Annotated in this window: 16 protein-coding genes and 2 pseudogenes; 8 read left to right on the forward strand and 10 right to left on the reverse strand. The window is 61.9% G+C overall.

What is annotated here, in order from left to right:
* The 5 genes from NDJ82_RS17715 to NDJ82_RS17735 form a co-directional block, all read right to left on the reverse strand.
* A complete protein-coding gene (locus NDJ82_RS17715; protein WP_099584571.1) occupies nt 1-753 on the reverse strand; it encodes a GntR family transcriptional regulator in 753 nt (250 codons plus the stop codon).
* A gap of 132 nt (nt 754-885) precedes the next feature.
* On the reverse strand, nt 886-1371 hold the full coding sequence (locus NDJ82_RS17720) for a flavin reductase family protein (protein ID WP_099584572.1): 486 nt from the start codon (nt 1369-1371) through the stop codon (nt 886-888).
* A 12-nt stretch (nt 1372-1383) separates the two neighbouring features.
* A complete protein-coding gene (locus tag NDJ82_RS17725; protein WP_250925980.1) occupies nt 1384-2865 on the reverse strand; it encodes an aldehyde dehydrogenase in 1482 nt (493 codons plus the stop codon).
* On the reverse strand, nt 2862-3695 hold the full coding sequence (locus NDJ82_RS17730) for an alpha/beta fold hydrolase (RefSeq protein ID WP_112194743.1): 834 nt from the start codon (nt 3693-3695) through the stop codon (nt 2862-2864). The genes NDJ82_RS17725 and NDJ82_RS17730 overlap by 4 nt, the downstream gene beginning before the upstream one ends.
* A 42-nt stretch (nt 3696-3737) precedes the next feature.
* Nucleotides 3738-4328 (reverse strand): amino acid synthesis family protein, encoded by a 591-nt coding sequence (locus NDJ82_RS17735; RefSeq protein WP_158876346.1) that lies wholly within the window; start codon nt 4326-4328, stop codon nt 3738-3740.
* A gap of 157 nt (nt 4329-4485) precedes the next feature.
* Between NDJ82_RS17735 and ltnD the strand changes: the two genes are divergently transcribed.
* The 5 genes from ltnD to otnI all read left to right on the forward strand — a co-directional run bounded on the left by ltnD (nt 4486) and on the right by otnI (nt 9778).
* Nucleotides 4486-5475, forward strand: a complete 990-nt coding sequence (gene ltnD / locus NDJ82_RS17740) for an L-threonate dehydrogenase (protein ID WP_352230444.1) — start codon at nt 4486-4488, stop codon at nt 5473-5475.
* Nucleotides 5476-5485: 10 nt separating this feature from the next.
* Nucleotides 5486-6778: a 3-oxo-tetronate kinase gene (gene otnK / locus NDJ82_RS17745; protein ID WP_250925981.1), complete on the forward strand. Its 1293-nt coding sequence runs from the start codon at nt 5486-5488 to the stop codon at nt 6776-6778.
* Complete coding sequence (otnC, locus tag NDJ82_RS17750; RefSeq protein ID WP_099584578.1) at nt 6775-7419, forward strand: 3-oxo-tetronate 4-phosphate decarboxylase; 645 nt, start codon at nt 6775-6777, stop codon at nt 7417-7419. Before otnK ends, otnC begins: the two co-directional genes overlap by 4 nt.
* Nucleotides 7420-7516: 97 nt before the next feature.
* Nucleotides 7517-8977, forward strand: a complete 1461-nt coding sequence (locus tag NDJ82_RS17755; protein WP_250925982.1) for a GntT/GntP/DsdX family permease — start codon at nt 7517-7519, stop codon at nt 8975-8977.
* A gap of 15 nt (nt 8978-8992) precedes the next feature.
* On the forward strand, nt 8993-9778 hold the full coding sequence (gene otnI / locus NDJ82_RS17760) for a 2-oxo-tetronate isomerase (RefSeq protein ID WP_250925983.1): 786 nt from the start codon (nt 8993-8995) through the stop codon (nt 9776-9778).
* Between the two features lie 55 nt (nt 9779-9833).
* Here otnI and NDJ82_RS17765 read toward each other — a convergent pair whose 3' ends face one another.
* The 4 genes and pseudogenes from NDJ82_RS17765 to NDJ82_RS17775 all read right to left on the reverse strand — a co-directional run bounded on the left by NDJ82_RS17765 (nt 9834) and on the right by NDJ82_RS17775 (nt 13724).
* Entirely contained in the window at nt 9834-10655 is an 822-nt protein-coding gene (locus NDJ82_RS17765; protein WP_250925984.1) for a DeoR/GlpR family DNA-binding transcription regulator, read from the reverse strand.
* 91 nt (nt 10656-10746) lie between these two features.
* Nucleotides 10747-11262: pseudogene (locus NDJ82_RS27700) on the reverse strand (methyl-accepting chemotaxis protein); the annotation flags it as partial.
* Between the two features lie 348 nt (nt 11263-11610).
* A pseudogene (locus tag NDJ82_RS27705) lies at nt 11611-12690 on the reverse strand (HAMP domain-containing protein); the annotation flags it as partial.
* A 143-nt stretch (nt 12691-12833) separates the two neighbouring features.
* Nucleotides 12834-13724 carry a bestrophin family protein gene (locus NDJ82_RS17775; protein WP_099584583.1) on the reverse strand — a complete coding sequence of 297 codons (891 nt, stop codon included), beginning with the start codon at nt 13722-13724 and terminating at the stop codon, nt 12834-12836.
* Between the two features lie 257 nt (nt 13725-13981).
* Here NDJ82_RS17775 and NDJ82_RS17780 point away from each other — a divergent pair, with 257 nt between their 5' ends.
* Nucleotides 13982-14818 carry a hypothetical protein gene (locus tag NDJ82_RS17780; protein ID WP_099584584.1) on the forward strand — a complete coding sequence of 279 codons (837 nt, stop codon included), beginning with the start codon at nt 13982-13984 and terminating at the stop codon, nt 14816-14818.
* Nucleotides 14819-14844: 26 nt separating this feature from the next.
* On the forward strand, nt 14845-15873 hold the full coding sequence (locus tag NDJ82_RS17785; protein WP_177411525.1) for a GGDEF domain-containing protein: 1029 nt from the start codon (nt 14845-14847) through the stop codon (nt 15871-15873).
* Here NDJ82_RS17785 and NDJ82_RS17790 read toward each other — a convergent pair.
* On the reverse strand, nt 15860-16159 hold the full coding sequence (locus NDJ82_RS17790; protein ID WP_099584600.1) for an ArsR/SmtB family transcription factor: 300 nt from the start codon (nt 16157-16159) through the stop codon (nt 15860-15862). The genes NDJ82_RS17785 and NDJ82_RS17790 overlap by 14 nt on opposite strands.
* A 91-nt stretch (nt 16160-16250) precedes the next feature.
* On the opposite strand from NDJ82_RS17790, the gene NDJ82_RS17795 reads away from it, so the two are divergent.
* Nucleotides 16251-17342, forward strand: a complete 1092-nt coding sequence (locus NDJ82_RS17795; protein ID WP_099584586.1) for an NADH:flavin oxidoreductase/NADH oxidase — start codon at nt 16251-16253, stop codon at nt 17340-17342.
* The last annotated feature ends 173 nt before the right edge of the window (nt 17343-17515 follow it).

The raw sequence follows: 17515 nt of genomic DNA on the forward strand, positions 1-17515 counted from the left end.
TCAGCGGCCTATGCGCGGTTCTTTGAGCGCAATCGGCAGGGTGATTTCCGGCGTCTTGCCGGTCTCTTCCTGTTTGCGCTTGAGGTAATCCAGAGCCACGGCGGCGGCGGCACGCACGTGATCGACACACGCTTGGTGGGCCGCGAGCGGGTCGCCGCTCTTGATCGCCTGGACCATGCGTTCCATTTCCTGGTTGCTGGTGCCGCGACGGTTTTCCTGGGACACGGAGGTGGCACGCAGGTAGCTGATGCGGGCCTGCAACTGGCGCAATTGGGTAGCGGCCACGTGGTTGCCGGAGCCTTCGAGCAGCACGTCATAGAAGCCCTGGACCGAGTCGATGACCTGTTGCAGTTCACCGTCCTTGAGGGCCTTGCGGTTTTCTTCCAGGGCTTTTTCCAGGGCCTTGATGTCCTTGGCCTTGGCGCGCAGGGTGAACAGCTGCACGATCAAGCCTTCGAGCACGCAACGCAGTTCATAGATGTCGACGGCGTCGGCCAGGGTGATGATTGCCACTTGCGGGCCCTTGGCATCGGCGAACTCCACCAGGCCTTCGGACTCCAGGTGACGCAAGGCTTCGCGTACCGAGGTGCGGCTGACGCCGAGGCGGTCGCACAGGTCGCGCTCCACCAGGCGGTCACCGGGCAGCAACTGGAAGTTCATGATGGCGCTGCGCAGTTTTTCCAACACGATTTCGCGCAGGGTGACCGGGTTGTGATTGACCTTGAAGCTGTCGTCGAGGGGCGCGCGTTTCATGGGGTTAGCTCTGAATGTGGCGGTTGACTGGAGGCCTCGGCCGGCCGGGGGCCGATTGAGGGCCGAAAATCGTGCCCAAGTTTATCATGCTGCGTTCTTTAAGCGACAAACCCTCACGGCCCCCCGGACGCCTCACGCCAGCGTCGGCAATGGGCCCAGCTTGCCCTTGTGGTAGATCATCGGCGTGACCGGTTCGGCGGGCAGGATCAGGTTCTTCACCGCGCCGACGATGATCGCGTGGTCACCACCATCGTATTCGCGCCACAACTCGCACTCGATGATCGCCGTGGCCTTGGCCAGCAGCGGGTTGCCCAGTTCGCTCAAGTGCCACTCGATGCCCTTGGCCTTTTCCTTGCCCTTGCTGGCAAAGGCATAGGCTTCGGCGGTCTGGTCGGCAGACAAAAGGTGGATTGCAAACCGCTTGCTGTCGCGCAGGATCGGGTAGGTGTCCGACGCATAGTTGGGGCAGAACAGCACCAGCGCCGGGTCAATCGACAGCGCGCTGAACGCGCTGGCGGTAATGCCGACGATACCGCCGTCCGGGTCGAGGGTGGTGACCACCGTGACGCCGGAGGGGAAGGAGCTCATGACGTCTTTATAAATGCCGGGTTCGATCATGGTCGTGGACTCTTAACGCATCACAAAAGGATCAGGCATGGGCGCCTGGGAGAGGTTGATCCACACCGTCTTCAGCTCGGTGTAGGCCAGTACCGAATCAATGCCGCTTTCGCGCCCGTAGCCGCTGTTCTTGAAACCGCCGATGGGCGCCATCGCCGACACCGCACGGTAGGTGTTGACCCAGATGATCCCCGAACGCACGTCCCGCGCCAGGCGATGGGCGCGGCCCAGGTCACGGGTCCAGATACCGGCGGCGAGGCCGAACTGCGAGTCGTTGGCGATGGCCAGAGCTTCGGCTTCATCCTTGAAACGGATGACTGAGGCCACTGGGCCGAACACTTCTTCCTGCATGATTTTCATCGAATTGCGGTCGCACTCGAACAGCGTTGGCTCATAGAACCAACCTTCGCCGAGGTTCTGTGGGCGCTTGCCGCCGGTGCGCAGGCGCGCGCCTTCGGCGATGGCATCGGCGACCAGGCCTTCGACCACGGCCAGTTGCTGCGCGGTGGCCATGGGGCCCATTTCGCTGGCGTCGTCCTGGGGGTTGCCGATGTGGATGCGCTGGGCGCGTGCCACCAGGCGGTCGACGAATTCGTCGTAGATTTCAGCCTGCACCAGCAGGCGCGAGCCGGACACGCAGCTTTGCCCGGACGCCGCGTAGATGCCGGCAATCGCGCCATTGATGGCGCTGTCCAGATCAGCATCGGCAAAGATGATGTTCGGCGACTTGCCGCCCAATTCCAGGGACAGCTTGGCGAAGTTCTCGGCGCTGCTGCGCACCACATGCCGCGCCGTGGCCGCGCCGCCGGTAAAGGCGATCTTGCGCACCAGCGGATGGCGGGTGAGGGCGGCGCCGGTGCTCGGGCCGTAACCGGTGACCACGTTGACCACACCCGGTGGGATCCCGGCTTCCAGCGCCAGGCGTGCCAGTTCGAGAATGGTCGCCGAGGCATGTTCCGACGGTTTGATCACAATGGTGTTGCCCGCCGCCAGGGCCGGTGCGAGCTTGATCGCGGTGAGGTACAGCGGGCTGTTCCACGGAATGATCGCGGCAACCACGCCCATGGCTTCGTGCACGGTGTAGGCGAACAGGTCGGGTTTATCCAGCGGCAGGGTGCCGCCTTCAAGCTTGTCGGCCAGGCCTGCGGTGTAGTGGAAAAACTCTGGCAGGTAGCTGACCTGGCCACGGGTCTCGCGGATCAGCTTGCCGTTGTCGCGGCTTTCCAGCTGGGCCAGTCGCTCTGTGTTTGCGGCGATCAGGTCACCCAGGCGACGCAGCAGTTTGCCCCGTGCGGTGGCGGTGAGGCCGCGCCAGGCCGGGCTGTCGAAAGCGGTTTGGGCGGCCTGTACGGCGCGCTCCACATCCGCTTCGTCGGCGTCGGGCAATTGCGCCCAAGGCTCGGCCAGCGCCGGGTTGAGGCTGTCAAAGGTCTTGCCGGACAGGGCATCGACCCATTCACCGCCGATGCACATCTGGAAGCGTTCAAGCGTCATGCCACGATCCCCTTTATCGGGTGTTGTTGGGAGTGTGCCGTTTCAAGAAACCCCAGCAGCAGCTGGTTGACCAGGCGCGGCGATTCTACCGGCATCATATGCCGTTGCTCGGGCAGTACCGCAACGGTCGCGCCGGGAATGCGCTCGGCCAGTTGCCGGGCCATCTGCGGCGTGGAGCCGGGGTCCAGCTCGCCGGTGGCGACCAGGGTCGGCGCCTGGATGCTGCCCAGGTCGTCGGCGCGGTACATGTCCTGGGTCGCAAACAGTTCATAGGTGGTGAGGTAGCCCTGGGGATCGTTGCCCGCCAGGGTTTCGCGCAGCGCAGCAATCTGCGCCGGGTTGGCCGCCTGGTATTCGCGGCTGAACCAGCGCGACAGCGCCGCTTCGGCATTCGCATCCGGGCCATGTTCGGCGGCCTGGGCGGTGCGGGCGATCACGCCTTCGCGCTGTTCGGGGCTGCGGTTGAACACACTGTTGAGCACCACCAGGCCTTGCAGGCGTTGCGGGTAATGCAGCGCAAAGGCACGCGCTACCAGGCCGCCCATGGAAAAGCCGATCACCGTGGCCTTGGGCAGTTGCAGGTGGTCGAGCAGTTCCAGCAACTGGTCGGCGTAACCGAGCAGCGGCGTGCCGGCGGCCGGGCGCGGGCTGGCGCCGTGGCCGAGCATGTCGTAGCTGATCACGCGGTAATTCGTGGCCAGGCCAACCACCTGGCCGCCCCACATTTCTTTATTCAGGCCCACGCCGTGGATCAAAACCACAGGCTGGCCTTGGCCGGTCGCCAGGTAACTGGTGCCAGCCGGTGTGTGTTCAGCGGTGAGCCGAATCATGGAGCGCTCCTGCATGCTTTTTGTTGTGGTGGCCGGCCGTGCTTACTGGGCGTTTTCCGCCGCCAGTTCTTCCAGGTCGATGTAGCGATTGCCGATGCGCGGGTGCAGGCGGCCGCCGTCGGCGCAACCCAGGACCACGACGATTTCGTCAGCACGCGGTGAGTCTTCGATCTGCATTTCCAGGGTGATGTAGTGCGAACGCAGGCCTTCGTCGTCCTTGTGCATCATCGGCACCTGGATCGAGGTGCCTGGGCCGCCGCGCTTGTTGGTGAAGCTCAGGTAGCTCTTGGCCTTGACCGCTTCACGGTAGTGGTTGCCAAAGCGCAGGGTGTGGATGATCGCGCTGGCGTGTTCGATCTCGCCGTCGGCACCGACCACGGCGGCCTTGCCATAGGCTTCGATCTTTTCAGCGCCGCCGATGATGCTCACCAGGCGCTCGACCATCTGGGCACCGAGGTCGGAGCAGTTGGCGCGGATCTCAGGCTTGAGGTCTTCCACGAAACCGCGACCGAGCCAGGGGTTTTTCAGTACGACGGCAAGGCCGACCATTTTTACCGGAGTGTCGGAGGCTTTGCCGCCTTCGATAAAGGTCTCTTCTACATAGCTGACGATCTTGCGGATTTCGAAACTCATGAGCGGCTCCATCAGGTGTGGGGGAGGATTTCGTATGATGGTATACCATAATACGCAAAGCACAAGTGGCGAAAATGAGGTGAGGCGACAAAGGGCGGGTGTGAGATTTAATCGAGTCGATGTTAAAAAATGTTAGATTGAAAAAATACTTCACATAATCCGTTCATTGGTGGATGATCGATCACAATTCCAACGCGGCTCGCCGGTGTGGTGTCAGCCGCCGTTTTCCCCTGGAGTACCCATGAATAATAAGAATGTCGGTGTGATCGGTTTGGGCGCGATGGGGCTGGGCATTGCCCGCTCGCTGCTGCGCGCCGGGTTCAATGTGCATGCCTGTGATGTGCGTGAGGCAGTCACCCAACAGTTCGCCGGCGAAGGCGGAGTGGCGTGCACATCGCCCGCACACATGGCGGACACGTGCGATGTGATCATCACGGTGGTGGTCAACGCCGAACAAACCGAGACCGTGTTGTTTGGTGAAGGCGGTGCCGTGGCGGCGTTGCGGCCAGACAGCCTGTTGATCGGCTGTGCCACCGTGGCGCCGACCTACGCCGTAGAACTGGGCCAGCGCCTGGGCGAACACGGCCTGCTGTACCTGGATGCGCCGATTTCCGGCGGTGCGGCCAAAGCCGCCGCCGGCGAAATGACCATGATGACGTCCGGCCCGCAGGCCGCCTATGTCAAGGCCGAAGCGGTACTCGCGGGCATGGCCGGCAAGGTCTATCGCCTGGGCGATGTCCACGGGCTGGGCTCCAAGGTCAAGATCATCAACCAATTGCTCGCCGGGGTGCACATCGCCGCATCCGCCGAAGCCATGGCCCTGGGCCTGCGCGAAGGGGTCGACGCCGATGCCTTGTATGAGGTGATCACCCACAGCGCCGGCAATTCGTGGATGTTCGAGAACCGCGTGCCGCACATTCTCAAGGCCGACTACACGCCGCTGTCGGCCGTGGACATTTTCGTCAAGGACCTGGGCCTGGTGCTGGATACCGCCCGTGCGAGCAAGTTTCCACTGCCGCTGTCGGCCACGGCGCACCAGATGTTCATGCAGGCCTCCAGCGCCGGTTTCGGCCGCGAGGACGATTCGGCGGTGATCAAGATTTTCCCTGGCATCGATCTGCCGACCGCCAAGCCCGAATCTGTGTGAGGACCGCTCCATGACTAACCCCACCGCACGCCCGTTGCTGGGCTGCATTGCCGACGATTTCACCGGCGCCACCGACCTTGCCAACATGCTGGTGCGCGGCGGTATGCGTACGGTGCAGAGCATTGGCATTCCCAGCCGCGAAGTCGCCGATGGGCTGGATGCCGATGCCATCGTCATCGCGCTCAAGTCGCGCACCACGCCTGCTGTCGAGGCCGTCGAAGAATCACTGGCCGCGTTGGAGTGGCTTCGCGGGCAGGGCTGTGAGCAGATTTTCTTCAAGTACTGCTCCACCTTTGATTCCACCGCCGCCGGCAATATCGGCCAGGTCAGCGAGGCGTTGCTCAGGGCGCTGGGCAGTGACTTCACGCTGGCCTGCCCGGCCTTCCCGGAAAACGGCCGGACGATTTTCCGTGGCCACTTGTTTGTGCAGGACCAGTTGCTCAGCGAATCGGGCATGCAGCACCACCCGTTGACCCCCATGGGCGACGCGAACCTGGTGCGGGTGCTGCAACAGCAGACGCAATTACCGGTGGGGTTGCTGCGCTACGACGCGGTCGCTGCGGGTGTCGAGGCTACACGCCAGAAGATTGCCGAGCTGCGCGAGCAAGGGGTGGGCATCGCCATCGCTGACGCGCTGTCGGACCAGGATCTCTACACATTGGGCAGTGCCTGCGCCGACTTGCCGTTGCTGACGGGCGGCTCGGGCCTGGCGTTGGGCCTGCCGGGCAATTTTCGACGCGCCGGTAAACTGCGTGATTTGGATGTCAGCGCATTGCCCACCGTCGGCGGCGGCGAAGTGGTGCTGGCAGGCAGTGCGTCGGTAGCGACCCTCGGCCAGGTGGCCGAGTGGTGCGAAGCCGGTCGCCCGGCGTTGCGCATTGACCCCGTCGCCCTGGCCGCGGGTGAGCCTGTGGTCGCGCAGGCGCTGGCCTTTGCCCGTGACAGCTTACAAACGGTGTTGATCTACGCCACCAGCACCCCGGCCGAGGTCAAGGCGGTGCAGCAACAACTCGGCGTCGAACGCGCCGGGGCGCTGGTGGAGGAGGCGTTGGGCGAGATTGCTGCCGGCCTGCGCGAGCAAGGTGTGCGGCGCTTCGTGGTGGCGGGCGGCGAGACCTCTGGCGCCGTGGTCAAGGCGCTTGGCGTCAACCTGTTGCAGATCGGTGCGCAGATCGACCCCGGCGTGCCGGCCACGCTCAGCAGCTCCGCCGAACCGCTGGCGCTGGCGCTGAAGTCGGGCAACTTCGGTGGCCGCGACTTCTTTGCCAAAGCCCTCGCGCACCTGGCCGGAGATGCCCAATGAGCGGCATCGACGAGCAGGCCCAGCGCGAAGAAATCTGCGACGTCGGCCGCAGCCTTTATCAGCGCGGCTACACCGTCGGCAGCGCCGGCAATATCAGCGCGCGCCTCGACGATGGTTGGCTGATTACCCCTACCGACGTCTGTCTCGGCCGTCTTGAGCCGGCGGCAATTGCCAAGGTCAACCTGCAAGGCGAGTGGGTGTCCGGGGATAAGCCGTCGAAGACCCTGGCCCTGCATCGGCAGGTGTATGACCGCAATCCTTCGGTGGGCGGCGTGGTGCATACCCATTCCACCCATCTGGTGGCGCTGACCCTCGCCGGTGTCTGGCGCGACGACGATATCCTGCCGCCGCTCACGCCCTACCAAGTGATGAAGGTCGGGCACATTCCATTGATCGGCTATCAACGCCCTGGTTCGCCCAAGGTCGCCGAGCAAGTGGCGCAACTGGCCAACAGTGTGCGCGGAGTGATGCTCGAACGCCTCGGACCGGTGGTCTGGGAAAGCTCAGTGGCCAGGGCCAGCTATGCCCTGGAAGAGTTGGAAGAAACCGCCAGGCTCTGGTTGATGAGCAACCCTCGGCCCGCGCCGATGGATCAAGCGGCATTGGATGAACTGCGCGAGACGTTCGGCGCGCACTGGTAACCCGTAGACCGACACTGCAAGCCTCCAGCGAGACCCGCCTGCGGATTTCGACGGGGCCGGCTTGCGCCAAAAAACAATAACAACAGGACATTTTCGAATGAGCCCACTGATTTTGATGTTGACTGCCGGCGCGGGTATTGCGCTGCTGCTATTCCTGGTCCTCAAGTACAAATTCCAGCCGTTTGTCGCGCTGATGCTGGTGAGTATCGTGGTGGCGCTGGTGGCCGGGGTGAAACCGGCCGACCTGGTGGCGACCATCGAAGGCGGCATGGGCAAGACCCTCGGTCATATCGCGATCATCATCGCCCTGGGCGCGATGATCGGGCGGATCATCGAGCTTTCCGGTGGCGCCGAGGCCCTGGCCAAGTCGCTGATCGAGCGATTCGGCAACAGCCGCACGCCATTGGCGCTGACCATCGCCGGGTTCATCATCGGCGTGCCGGTGTTCTTTGAGGTCGGGGTGATTATCCTGATGCCGCTGGCCTACGGCGTGGCGCGCCGGGCGCGCAAACCGCTGCTGATGTTCGCCTTGCCGATGTGTGCGGCGCTGCTGACGGTGCATGCATTCCTGCCGCCCCATCCAGGCGCCGTGGCGGCGGCCAGTCAGTTGGGGGCGGATTTGGGTCGGGTGCTGATGTTCGGCCTGCCGATCACTGCATTGCTCTGCTACGTCGGCTATCGCGTGGCGGGGCGCATGACCCGCCGCTTTTACCCGATGACCGACGACATTCGTGCCGAAGTCTATGGCCCCCACGTTACCAATGACGATTTGAAGGCTTGGACCCACGGCAACGACAAAGCGGTGCAGCAGGCTGGCGTTGCCGAGTCCCACATGGGCCTGGAAGAGTCCACCAGCGCCATCGTCGCCAAGTTGCCAGCGGCCCCGGCGCCGGGTTTCGGCCTGATCGTGAGCCTGATTCTGCTGCCGATCGTCCTGATCCTGTTGGGCACCCTGGCCACCTCGCTGCTGCCGGTTGAATCGGTGCTGCGTGGGGTGATGACCGTGCTTGGTGCGCCGCTGGTGGCGCTGTTGATTGATACCTTGCTGTGCGCCTGGCTGCTGGGCTCTCGTCGGGGCTGGAGCCGCACCCAGGTCTCGGACGTGATCGGCTCGGCGCTGCCGGGCGTGGCCATGGTGATCCTGATCGCCGGTGCCGGCGGGGTGTTCGGCAAAGTGCTGGTGGACACCGGGATCGGCGCCGTGGTCTCCGACATGCTGCGCACCACCGGCCTGCCGGTGCTGGGCCTGGGCTTTTTGCTGACCATGCTGCTGCGGGCGGTGCAAGGTTCCACCACCGTTGCCCTGGTGACCACGGCCGGTATCATCAGCCCGCTGATCGCCACCCTCAACCTCACGCCCAACCACCTGGCGCTGCTGTGCCTGGCGATGGGCGGTGGCGGGCTGGCCATGTCCCATATCAACGATGCCGGCTACTGGATCTTCACCAAGCTTGCCGGGCTTAATGTGGCCGACGGGTTGCGCACATGGACGGTGATCACGACGTTGCTCGGCACCTTGGGTTTCCTGATTACCCTGCTGATCTGGCCTTTTGTCTGACTCCTGGGAGTTTTTATGCCTCGTTTTGCCGCCAACCTGAGCATGCTGTATCCGCAACACGACTTTCTTGAGCGCTTCGCCGCGGCCAAGGCCGATGGTTTTGATGCGGTGGAATACCTGTTCCCCTACGACTACGACGCGCAGGTGCTCAGGCAGCGCCTGAGCGATAACGGACTGGAACAGGCCTTGTTCAACGCGCCACCGGGCGACTGGGCCGCAGGGGAGCGGGGCATCGCCAGCCTGCCGGGGCGCGAGGCCGAGTTTCGCAGCGGCTTCGACCGCGCCCTGGCGTACGCCGCCGTGCTCGGTAACAGCCGCGTGCATGTCATGGCGGGGTTGCTGCCGTCGGAAAACCTGCGCCAGCGCCATCACGCCGTGTACCTGGAAAACCTTGCCTACGCCAGCGCCGCGGCGGCGCAGGTTGGCGTAACGGTATTGCTGGAGCCGATCAACACCCGCGACATGCCGGGGTTCTTCCTCAACCGCCAGGACCAGGCCCACGCCATCTGCCGGGAAGTCGGTGCGAGCAACCTCAAGGTGCAGTTCGACTGCTACCACTGCCAGATCGTCGAAGGTGATATAGCCACCAAACTGCGCCGCGACTTCGCCTGCATTGGCCATATCCAGATTGCCGGCGTGCCGGACCGCCACGAGCCGGACCTGGGCGAGCTGAACTACCCGTACTTGTTCGACCTTATGGACCAGTTGGGTTACGACGGCTGGGTCGGTTGCGAATACCGGCCAAAGGGCGACACCTCGGCAGGCTTGCAATGGTTGCGGGACTGGAAAACTGCTCAATAGTCGACGAGCCGTTCTGCCTGCCAACAGCGCTCAAATGTGGGAGGGGGCTAGGGCATCACGCCGGCAACGGATCACCCGGCAGCATCAGTTCAATCCCACGCTTGCGGATGCCGTCTGCCGCAGCCGGGGTCAGGTCGTCGTCGCTGATGATCACGTCGAACGGTTCCAGCCCGGCGATGCGGTACATGCTGAACGTGCCGTACTTGGAACTGCTCGCCACCAGCACCACCTGAGCCGCTGACTGCATTGCCACTTGCTTGACCTCGACCTTCAGCGCCGAGGGGGTGGTGATGCCTCGGTGCAGGTCCCACGAACTGGTGGACACAAACGCGATATCCGTCACCACCTGGCGCAACGTCGCCACGGCCAGCCCACCGACGGAGGAGTGGTTATCGTGGTCCAGTTGGCCGCCAGTGTGGATCACGGTCACCTGTGTCGCATCCATCAGCGCCTGCACGATTCCGAAGTCGTTGGTCACCACCGTCATGCCCGACAGCGCCTTGATATACGGCACGATTTCCAGGGTGCTGGTGCCGGCGTCCAGGTACACGGTCATGTCCGCGTGCAGCAACCGCGCGGCCAACCTTGCCATCGCCTGCTTTTGCGGTAATTCCACCACGGCTTTGGATTGATGGCTTGGTTCGCTGTGCAACTGGCTGGCGATCCTGACCCCGCCGGTAACGGAATACGCCCGACCTTCCTGCTCCAACAGCGCGATGTCACGGCGCACGGTCATGTGCGAGCAGTCGAACATTTCCATCAACTGGTGCACGCTCATCACCTGATGCTTGCGCAATTGCCGCAGGATTTGCTCGCGGCGCTGCTCGGGAATCATCGGTGGGCTGCTGTCGGGGGCAGTGTCCTTGGGGGTGGGCATTGAGGCTCCGGAGTGGCTGGGCAAAGGGCGGGTAATACGTGGCTATAGTAGCCAATACACGCCCACCCAAGCGACCCCGGGCTGAGAAAGCTTAAAACTTGAAGCGCCCCACAAGGCCTTTGAGCTGACCGGAAATATCCGTCAAACGACCTGACCCGGTCTGCGCCGAATGGGCGAAGCCTTCAACCAACTGCGCATCGGCATGGATCTGCGCGATGTGTCGGTTGATCTCTTCGGCCACCTGGTGCTGTTCTTCGGCGGCCGTGGCGATCTGGGTGTTCTGGTCGCGGATCGAGTCCACCGAGCCACGGATCTTGTCGAAGCTGTCGCGGGCTTGCTGGATGCGTTCCACGCTGGTGTGGGACACCAGCAGGCTGCCTTGCATCTGCTGCGTGACTTCCTGGGTGCGGCGGGCGAGGTTGCCCAGCAGGCTGTCGATTTCGCCGGTGGAGTCAGCCGTGCGACGCGCCAGGGCGCGGACTTCGTCGGCAACCACGGCGAAGCCACGGCCCTGGTCACCGGCACGTGCGGCTTCAATTGCGGCGTTGAGTGCCAGCAGGTTGGTCTGCTCGGCAATCGAACGGATGGTGTCGAGGATGGTGTTGATGTTCTGGCTGTCCTGCTCCAGCAACTGCATGGTCTGGGTCGACTTCTGCAGGTCTTCGCTGAGCTTGAGCACGCTGCCGGTGGCTTCGCCGATGTGTTGCTGGCCGGTGTGCACATCGCGGTAGCCTTCGTCGGCGCTGGTGGCTGCGGCGCTGCAAGAGCGTGCCACTTCGTTGGCGGTGGCGACCATTTCGTTGAACGCAGTGCTCACCAGTTCCACCGCTTCACGCTGGCGACCGGCGGCCTGGTTCATGTTGTTGGCCACTTCACTGGTGTCGGCGGCGGCGGTTTGCAAGTCGGATGACGCGTTACCGATGCGCTGCACCAGTTGCGCAATCATGCTCAGGAACTGGTTGAACCAGCCCGCCAGGCTGGCGGTTTCGTCCTTGCCCTGCACCTTGAGTTGGCGCGTGAGATCGCCTTCGCCTTCGGCGATTTCTTGCAGGCCGTCGGCCACGCCACGGATCGGACGCACGATGACGCTGGCGAAACTGGCGCCGACAATCGCAAAGACCACCGCCAGCGCGGCGGCAATTGCGGCGATCAGCCAAGTCAGGCTGGTGGCGCCGGCCATCACTTCGTCGCGCTTGATCAGGCCGATAAAGCGCCAGCCCAGGTCTTTGGAACTGACCACGTTGGCCATGTAGGCCACGCCGTCGATGTCGATCTGGGTCACGCCGTCGCCGCGCTTGGACAGTTCCGCGTAGTTGGGGCCGAGGTCCGCCAGGGGCTTGAAGTTGTGCTTGGCATCGCTGGGGTCCACCAGCACGTTGCCGTTGGCTTCCACCAGCATCAGGTAGCCGCTGTCGCCCAGCTTGATGTTGCGCACCAGTTCGGTGAGCTGCTTGAGCGACACGTCCAGGCCGACCACACCGAGGATGTTGCCGGTGGCGTCAGCGACGGTGTGCACGGTGCCGATCAGCACTACGTCATCCGGTGCCCAGTAGTAGGCGCCGGTGCGCACGGTAGCGCCAGGCGCGGCGATGGCCGCTTTGTACCAAGGGCGCACGCGGGGGTCGTAGTTGTTCAGTTTGGTGTCGTCCGGCCAACTGGCGTAGCCGCCGTCGCTCAGTCCCAGGGACAGGTAAGCGGTGCTCGGATGGCTTTTGGCGAACTGGTCGAAGATATCCAGCAGTGCTTTATTCGTGGGTGTGAGGGGGATTTGCGCGGCGTCGGCGCCGGCGTAGCTCTTGAGGTCCTTGGCCGCGATAACACGCGGGTCCTTGGCCACAAAGTCGACGTTCTGGCTGATGCCGTCGAAAAACTGCTTCATGCCATTGTCGATCTGGCGGATCTCGCGCCCGCTGCTGTCGAGGAAATTGGCCTGGGCCCCCTCGCGCAGGTTCAACACTACCAACACGGCGACCAGGATGACGGGGACGCACGCGATAGCTGCGAACGCCCAGGTCAGCTTCTGCTTGATATTCATGACTTCACCTGCGGAGTATTTATAGTTTTGGCAAGGCAGTGGGTAGCGCTGAACGTCGCATGTGTTGTTATGAGGGGGTGTGGCCCATGCGTACCTCCGGTTTATCGACCGCGAAGTCACGCACTTTAGGGCCGCAGTGGTGATCAGCCGATTTGGTCGTCGGCCAGGGCGTCGCGTCGCATCGATTGCAGGTTCTTTTCGATGGTTTCGCAGATGGCTTCCATCTGGATCTGGTGTTCGCTGGAGCGGAACGGGCTTTGCAAATCGGTGCCGATGCGTTCGATGGCCAGCAGCATAAAGCCCACCACCGTAGACGCCAGCGGGGTGAACCAGCCCAGGGATTCAACCAGGCCCACCGGTACGATCAGGCAGAACAACGAGATAAACAGCCGTGGAAAATACACGTAAGGGTAGGGCAGTGGCGTGTTGGCGATACGCTCCATGCCGCCCTGGGCGTTGGACAGGTCTACCAGGGTTGACTCCAGCCGGGCCAGGCGAATGCTGTCCAGGTGCCCGGCCTTGTATTCCCGGGCCAGGATGGCCGCCGAGCCGGTGAGGATATCGTTGGCAAAGTTATTGGTGGCGCCGTTGCGGGCGAACTCCTCGGTGGGGATAAACGCGCGGACTTCATCCGGGCACGGCTCGCCTTTGAGGTGCGCGGCCAGGCAATTGACGTAGGCCACATGGCGGCGCAGCAGGGTGGATTTGACCGGGTTCACTTCGCTGCCGGGGTCGTCCAGCAGGGTCAGCACCTGGCGCGCAAAGCTGCGCGAGTTATTGACCATCGCCCCCCACAGCGTGCGGGCCTCCCACCAGCGGTTGTAGGCGCTGCTGTTGCGAAAGCTGATCAGCACAATCAGCGCCGAACCCAGCAGCGTAAGGGGCATCAGCGGCAGGTTGATCTTGGCATTGAGAAACAGCATGAAATCCACCGTGACGGCGATATCCCACAGCAACAGCCAGAACAGCGACCAGCCTACGTAGCCCATGGTCTTGATGATCAGGCGGTACTTTTTGATGATGGCGGCTTTCAAACGACAACCTCGCGGTGAGCGGTAAGCAACAGTGCCTTAGCTCGGACGCCGGGTTGGGGGGAAGGTTCGCTGGGCAACTGAAACGCTTAAGCCACTTCGGGATGTTGGAACAATTTTGGTAGCGACGATGTCCTTTTACTTAATCGCGATAGATTGCGTTCAAGGCAAAACGCCATTACCGGTACTGCATTGAGATCATAATCCAAGTTGTTTGATCAGGGCTCTTTCTCATGTGTGGCAGTTCGTTGAAGTTGGCGATGGAACATACGGCGCAAGCATTGGAGCGCCATGTGGAGTTTGAAGCGTGCGTGCGTAATCATTACAAAATGTTGCTGGAGCCCTATTCAAAAAGAGCGTTTTTCTACAAGACAGCACTTAAGTTCAACCGTTTGATGGTGTCCTACACATTATTGAGCACCTATTTCTCCAAACCCGTGGCATTACTGTCGGAAGTAAAAGAATTTTGCGTTGCGCGCAGGTTCTGTTCGAAAAACAGCCTCGAATCCATATTTCTGCTGTTCAGGGCACTGGGGTTCATGAAGGTGGCGGGGCATCCGGATGACAGCCGCTTGCGCGTGTTCAGGCCGTCTTCCCAGGCGTGTGGGGAAATCCGGTTGATGCTGGCGTCCGTTGTGGAGCCGTTGGAGTTGATGCACGTCGATGAAGCAGTTTTTCGGCATTTGCATGAGTTGGATGACCGTACGTATCTCGCCCGTTACTTCAAAGGTTATTCGACGTTGCTCAATGAAAATTTGACGATTGATCTGTTACTGCCTGACTGTTATTGGCTGGTAAACCGCGATGCAGGACATATGTTGATGCTCGCAATTTATAACGACGCGTGTTCGCTGGATAACCAGGGCGCAAGTTTCAGGTCGTCGTCTTATCTTTCAATCGCCGAGCAGTTGTCGGTGTCTAAAACCCACGTTATTCGTCTGGTTCAAGAAGGTGCTGACCGGGGGTATTTCAAAATCCATTCCAAGACCATGCTTGAGGTACTGCCACCGTTTATTTATCTGGTAAGACGCTTTATGGCGTATTCGTTTGCAACTTGTTTGTTGAGTCTGCAAGCGAGTCAGGCCGACAGTCAGTAGGCTGCTTATTCGCAAGGAGTGAAGGGGTGCCAGCTATTTTGAAACTCAGGCCACGGATGCAAAGGCTATTGTCACCCGCGATCGCACAGGCCGAGCTTATCGGGATTATTGCGTGGGTTGGAGTGCTGATGGCTGATCACGCTAAGCTGCTGGGCGTGCAGGCCGTCATTGTCACCCTCTGTCTGATCGTTGTGTATCGGCTTCACCGACGCGTCACTCACTATTATTTGTGGCGGGCGCTGGGGGTGGTCTACATGGCGCTGTTGACGGCCGGGTTTACCTACGTTGTTCGCACCGACCTGCAGTTGCAGGTGTTTGCCTTGCCGCTGGCAGTGATCTTGGTGGCGTGCAGTGCAATTCTGTTTATCGCGGTCCAGGACTTTCTGGTGTGCGCGATCGTGGTGTGGTTAATGGCCTGGCCCCATATTCCGGTAGGTATTTACCAAGGCGTCGACATTTACTTGTTTATCTTTTGCGCGGCGTCCGTTTCGATTGGCTGCGTTCTTAATGTGTCCTACCTGAAAAACCTGCGTTCGGTGTTGCTGGTCGAGAGTGAGTTTCGGGTACTGGCTGAAACAGACTACCTGACCTCCATCCTGAATCGACGCGCCTTTATGGAGAGCTTCGCCGCGTTGCTTGCGGCAGGCGAGAGCGGCTATTTCATGATGTTGGACATTGACAGTTTCAAGTTGAAGAACGACCAGTTCGGTCACGATGTCGGCGACACCATCCTCTGCGCCATGGCCGGTTGCCTCAAATCGACGCCGGGCAGTCATAGCTTCGGCAGGATCGGCGGCGAGGAGTTCGGCGTGCTATTGGTGGGCGATGACCCTTCAGTCGCCAGTGATTTCGCGCTACGCCTGTTGCAGTCGATCCGCTGCAGTGTGGCTCCGCCTCACCACTACACCTGCAGCGCGGGCATGGCGCGCTTTTCGGCGGGGGCCGATATGTCGGCGGTACTTAAATGTGCCGACCGCAACCTGTATGCCTCCAAGCACAACGGCAAAGACCGCGTGTACCTGGACGGTGAGGCAATCAGCCTCAGCGCTGGCTGAGAACGCTGGCCAGCAATCCTGGAAACCGGCTTTCCAGCTCTTCGGCGCGCAACGAGTTCAGATGGGTCGTGCCCACGCTGCGGGTGTGCACCAGGCCGGCATCGCGCAGTACCCGGAAGTGGTGGGACATGCTCGACTTGGGGCGCCCACCGTCCAGTTCGCCACAGGTTGCCTCTGGCACGCCCGCCAGGTAGCGGACAATTTCCAGGCGCACCGGATCACTCAAGGCGTACAGCAGACGCTCTAAGGTCAGGTCTTGAAGGGTAGGGTGTTTGAAGGCTCGCATGGGGACGGATGATAACAGGGGGGTATCGCTGAATACCATTGTTCGATTACCATCGAACTATCGAATCACTCACTTGCTGCTGGAGTTTTCCATGTCCGCTCTGTTCGAACCGTTCAAACTCAAAGACGTGACCCTGCGTAACCGCATCGCCATCCCACCGATGTGCCAATACATGGCCGACGACGGCATCGTCAACGATTGGCATCACGTGCATCTGGCCGGCATGGCCCGTGGCGGCGCCGGTTTGCTGGTGGTCGAGGCCACTGCCGTGGCGCCGGAAGGCCGCATCACACCAGGCTGCGCCGGTATCTGGAGCGATGCCCACGCCCAGGCGTTCGTGCCGATGGTCCAGGCCATCAAGGCCGCAGGCTCGGTGCCCGGCATCCAGATTGCCCATGCCGGTCGTAAAGCCAGCGCCAACCGTCCGTGGGAAGGGGATGACCATATTTCGTCCGCCGACGACCGCAGCTGGGAAACCATTGCGCCCTCGGCCATCGCTTTTGGTGCGAACCTGCCCAACGTACCGCGTGCCATGACCCTGGAAGACATCGCTCGGGTTAAACAGGACTTCGTCGACGCTGCCCGCCGTGCCCGTGACGCCGGTTTCGAGTGGATCGAACTGCACTTCGCCCACGGTTACCTGGCCCAGAGCTTCTTCTCCGAGCATTCCAACCAGCGCACTGACGCCTACGGCGGCAGCTTCGATAACCGCAGCCGCTTCCTCCTGGAAACCCTGGCCGCCGTACGCGAAGTCTGGCCGGAAAACCTGCCATTGACCGCGCGTTTCGGCGTGATCGAATACGACGGCCGTGACGAGCAGACCCTCACCGAATCCATCGAACTGGCACGTAACTTCAAGGCCGGTGGCCTGGACCTGCTGAGCGTCAGCGTCGGTTTCACCATCCCCGACACCAACATCCCGTGGGGCCCGGCCTTTATGGGCCCGATTGCCGAACGCGTGCGGCGTGAAGCCGGTATTCCGGTGACGTCGGCGTGGGGGTTTGGTACGCCGCAACTGGCAGAAGGCGCGTTGCAGGCGGGGCATCTGGACTTGGTCTCGGTGGGTCGTGCGCACCTGGCCGACCCGCATTGGGCGTACTTTGCGGCCAAGGAGCTGGGCGTGGACAAGTCCTCCTGGACCTTGCCGGCGCCTTACGCGCATTGGTTGGAGCGGTATCGCTGAGGCGAGCCACGCAGTGCAGGGAGCCACTCAATCGAGTGGCTTTTCTTTATCTTGATTTTGATACAAAGCAGATACGCAAAAAATAACGAATGAGAATAGATATCAAACGAGAATTCGATGGTATAGCATGCCCCGCAAATTCTTGGCAGGTTTGCCGTCCCATCTGGCTCATT

Source organism: Pseudomonas sp. SR18, from assembly GCF_023701505.1.
Lineage (GTDB): Bacteria > Pseudomonadota > Gammaproteobacteria > Pseudomonadales > Pseudomonadaceae > Aquipseudomonas > Aquipseudomonas cyclaminis.

Excerpts from the sequence above, each read along its gene's own strand:
- NDJ82_RS17715 (WP_099584571.1), bottom strand. The coding sequence starts at position 753 with ATGAAACGCGCGCCCCTCGACGACAGCTTCAAGGTCAATCACAACCCG.
- NDJ82_RS17720 (WP_099584572.1), bottom strand. The coding sequence starts at position 1,371 with ATGATCGAACCCGGCATTTATAAAGACGTCATGAGCTCCTTCCCCTCC.
- NDJ82_RS17725 (WP_250925980.1), bottom strand. The coding sequence starts at position 2,865 with ATGACGCTTGAACGCTTCCAGATGTGCATCGGCGGTGAATGGGTCGAT.
- NDJ82_RS17730 (WP_112194743.1), bottom strand. The coding sequence starts at position 3,695 with ATGATTCGGCTCACCGCTGAACACACACCGGCTGGCACCAGTTACCTG.
- NDJ82_RS17735 (WP_158876346.1), bottom strand. The coding sequence starts at position 4,328 with ATGAGTTTCGAAATCCGCAAGATCGTCAGCTATGTAGAAGAGACCTTT.
- otnK (WP_250925981.1), top strand. The coding sequence starts at position 5,486 with ATGACTAACCCCACCGCACGCCCGTTGCTGGGCTGCATTGCCGACGAT.
- otnC (WP_099584578.1), top strand. The coding sequence starts at position 6,775 with ATGAGCGGCATCGACGAGCAGGCCCAGCGCGAAGAAATCTGCGACGTC.
- NDJ82_RS17755 (WP_250925982.1), top strand. The coding sequence starts at position 7,517 with ATGAGCCCACTGATTTTGATGTTGACTGCCGGCGCGGGTATTGCGCTG.
- otnI (WP_250925983.1), top strand. The coding sequence starts at position 8,993 with ATGCCTCGTTTTGCCGCCAACCTGAGCATGCTGTATCCGCAACACGAC.
- NDJ82_RS17765 (WP_250925984.1), bottom strand. The coding sequence starts at position 10,655 with ATGCCCACCCCCAAGGACACTGCCCCCGACAGCAGCCCACCGATGATT.
- NDJ82_RS17780 (WP_099584584.1), top strand. The coding sequence starts at position 13,982 with ATGGAACATACGGCGCAAGCATTGGAGCGCCATGTGGAGTTTGAAGCG.
- NDJ82_RS17790 (WP_099584600.1), bottom strand. The coding sequence starts at position 16,159 with ATGCGAGCCTTCAAACACCCTACCCTTCAAGACCTGACCTTAGAGCGT.
- NDJ82_RS17795 (WP_099584586.1), top strand. The coding sequence starts at position 16,251 with ATGTCCGCTCTGTTCGAACCGTTCAAACTCAAAGACGTGACCCTGCGT.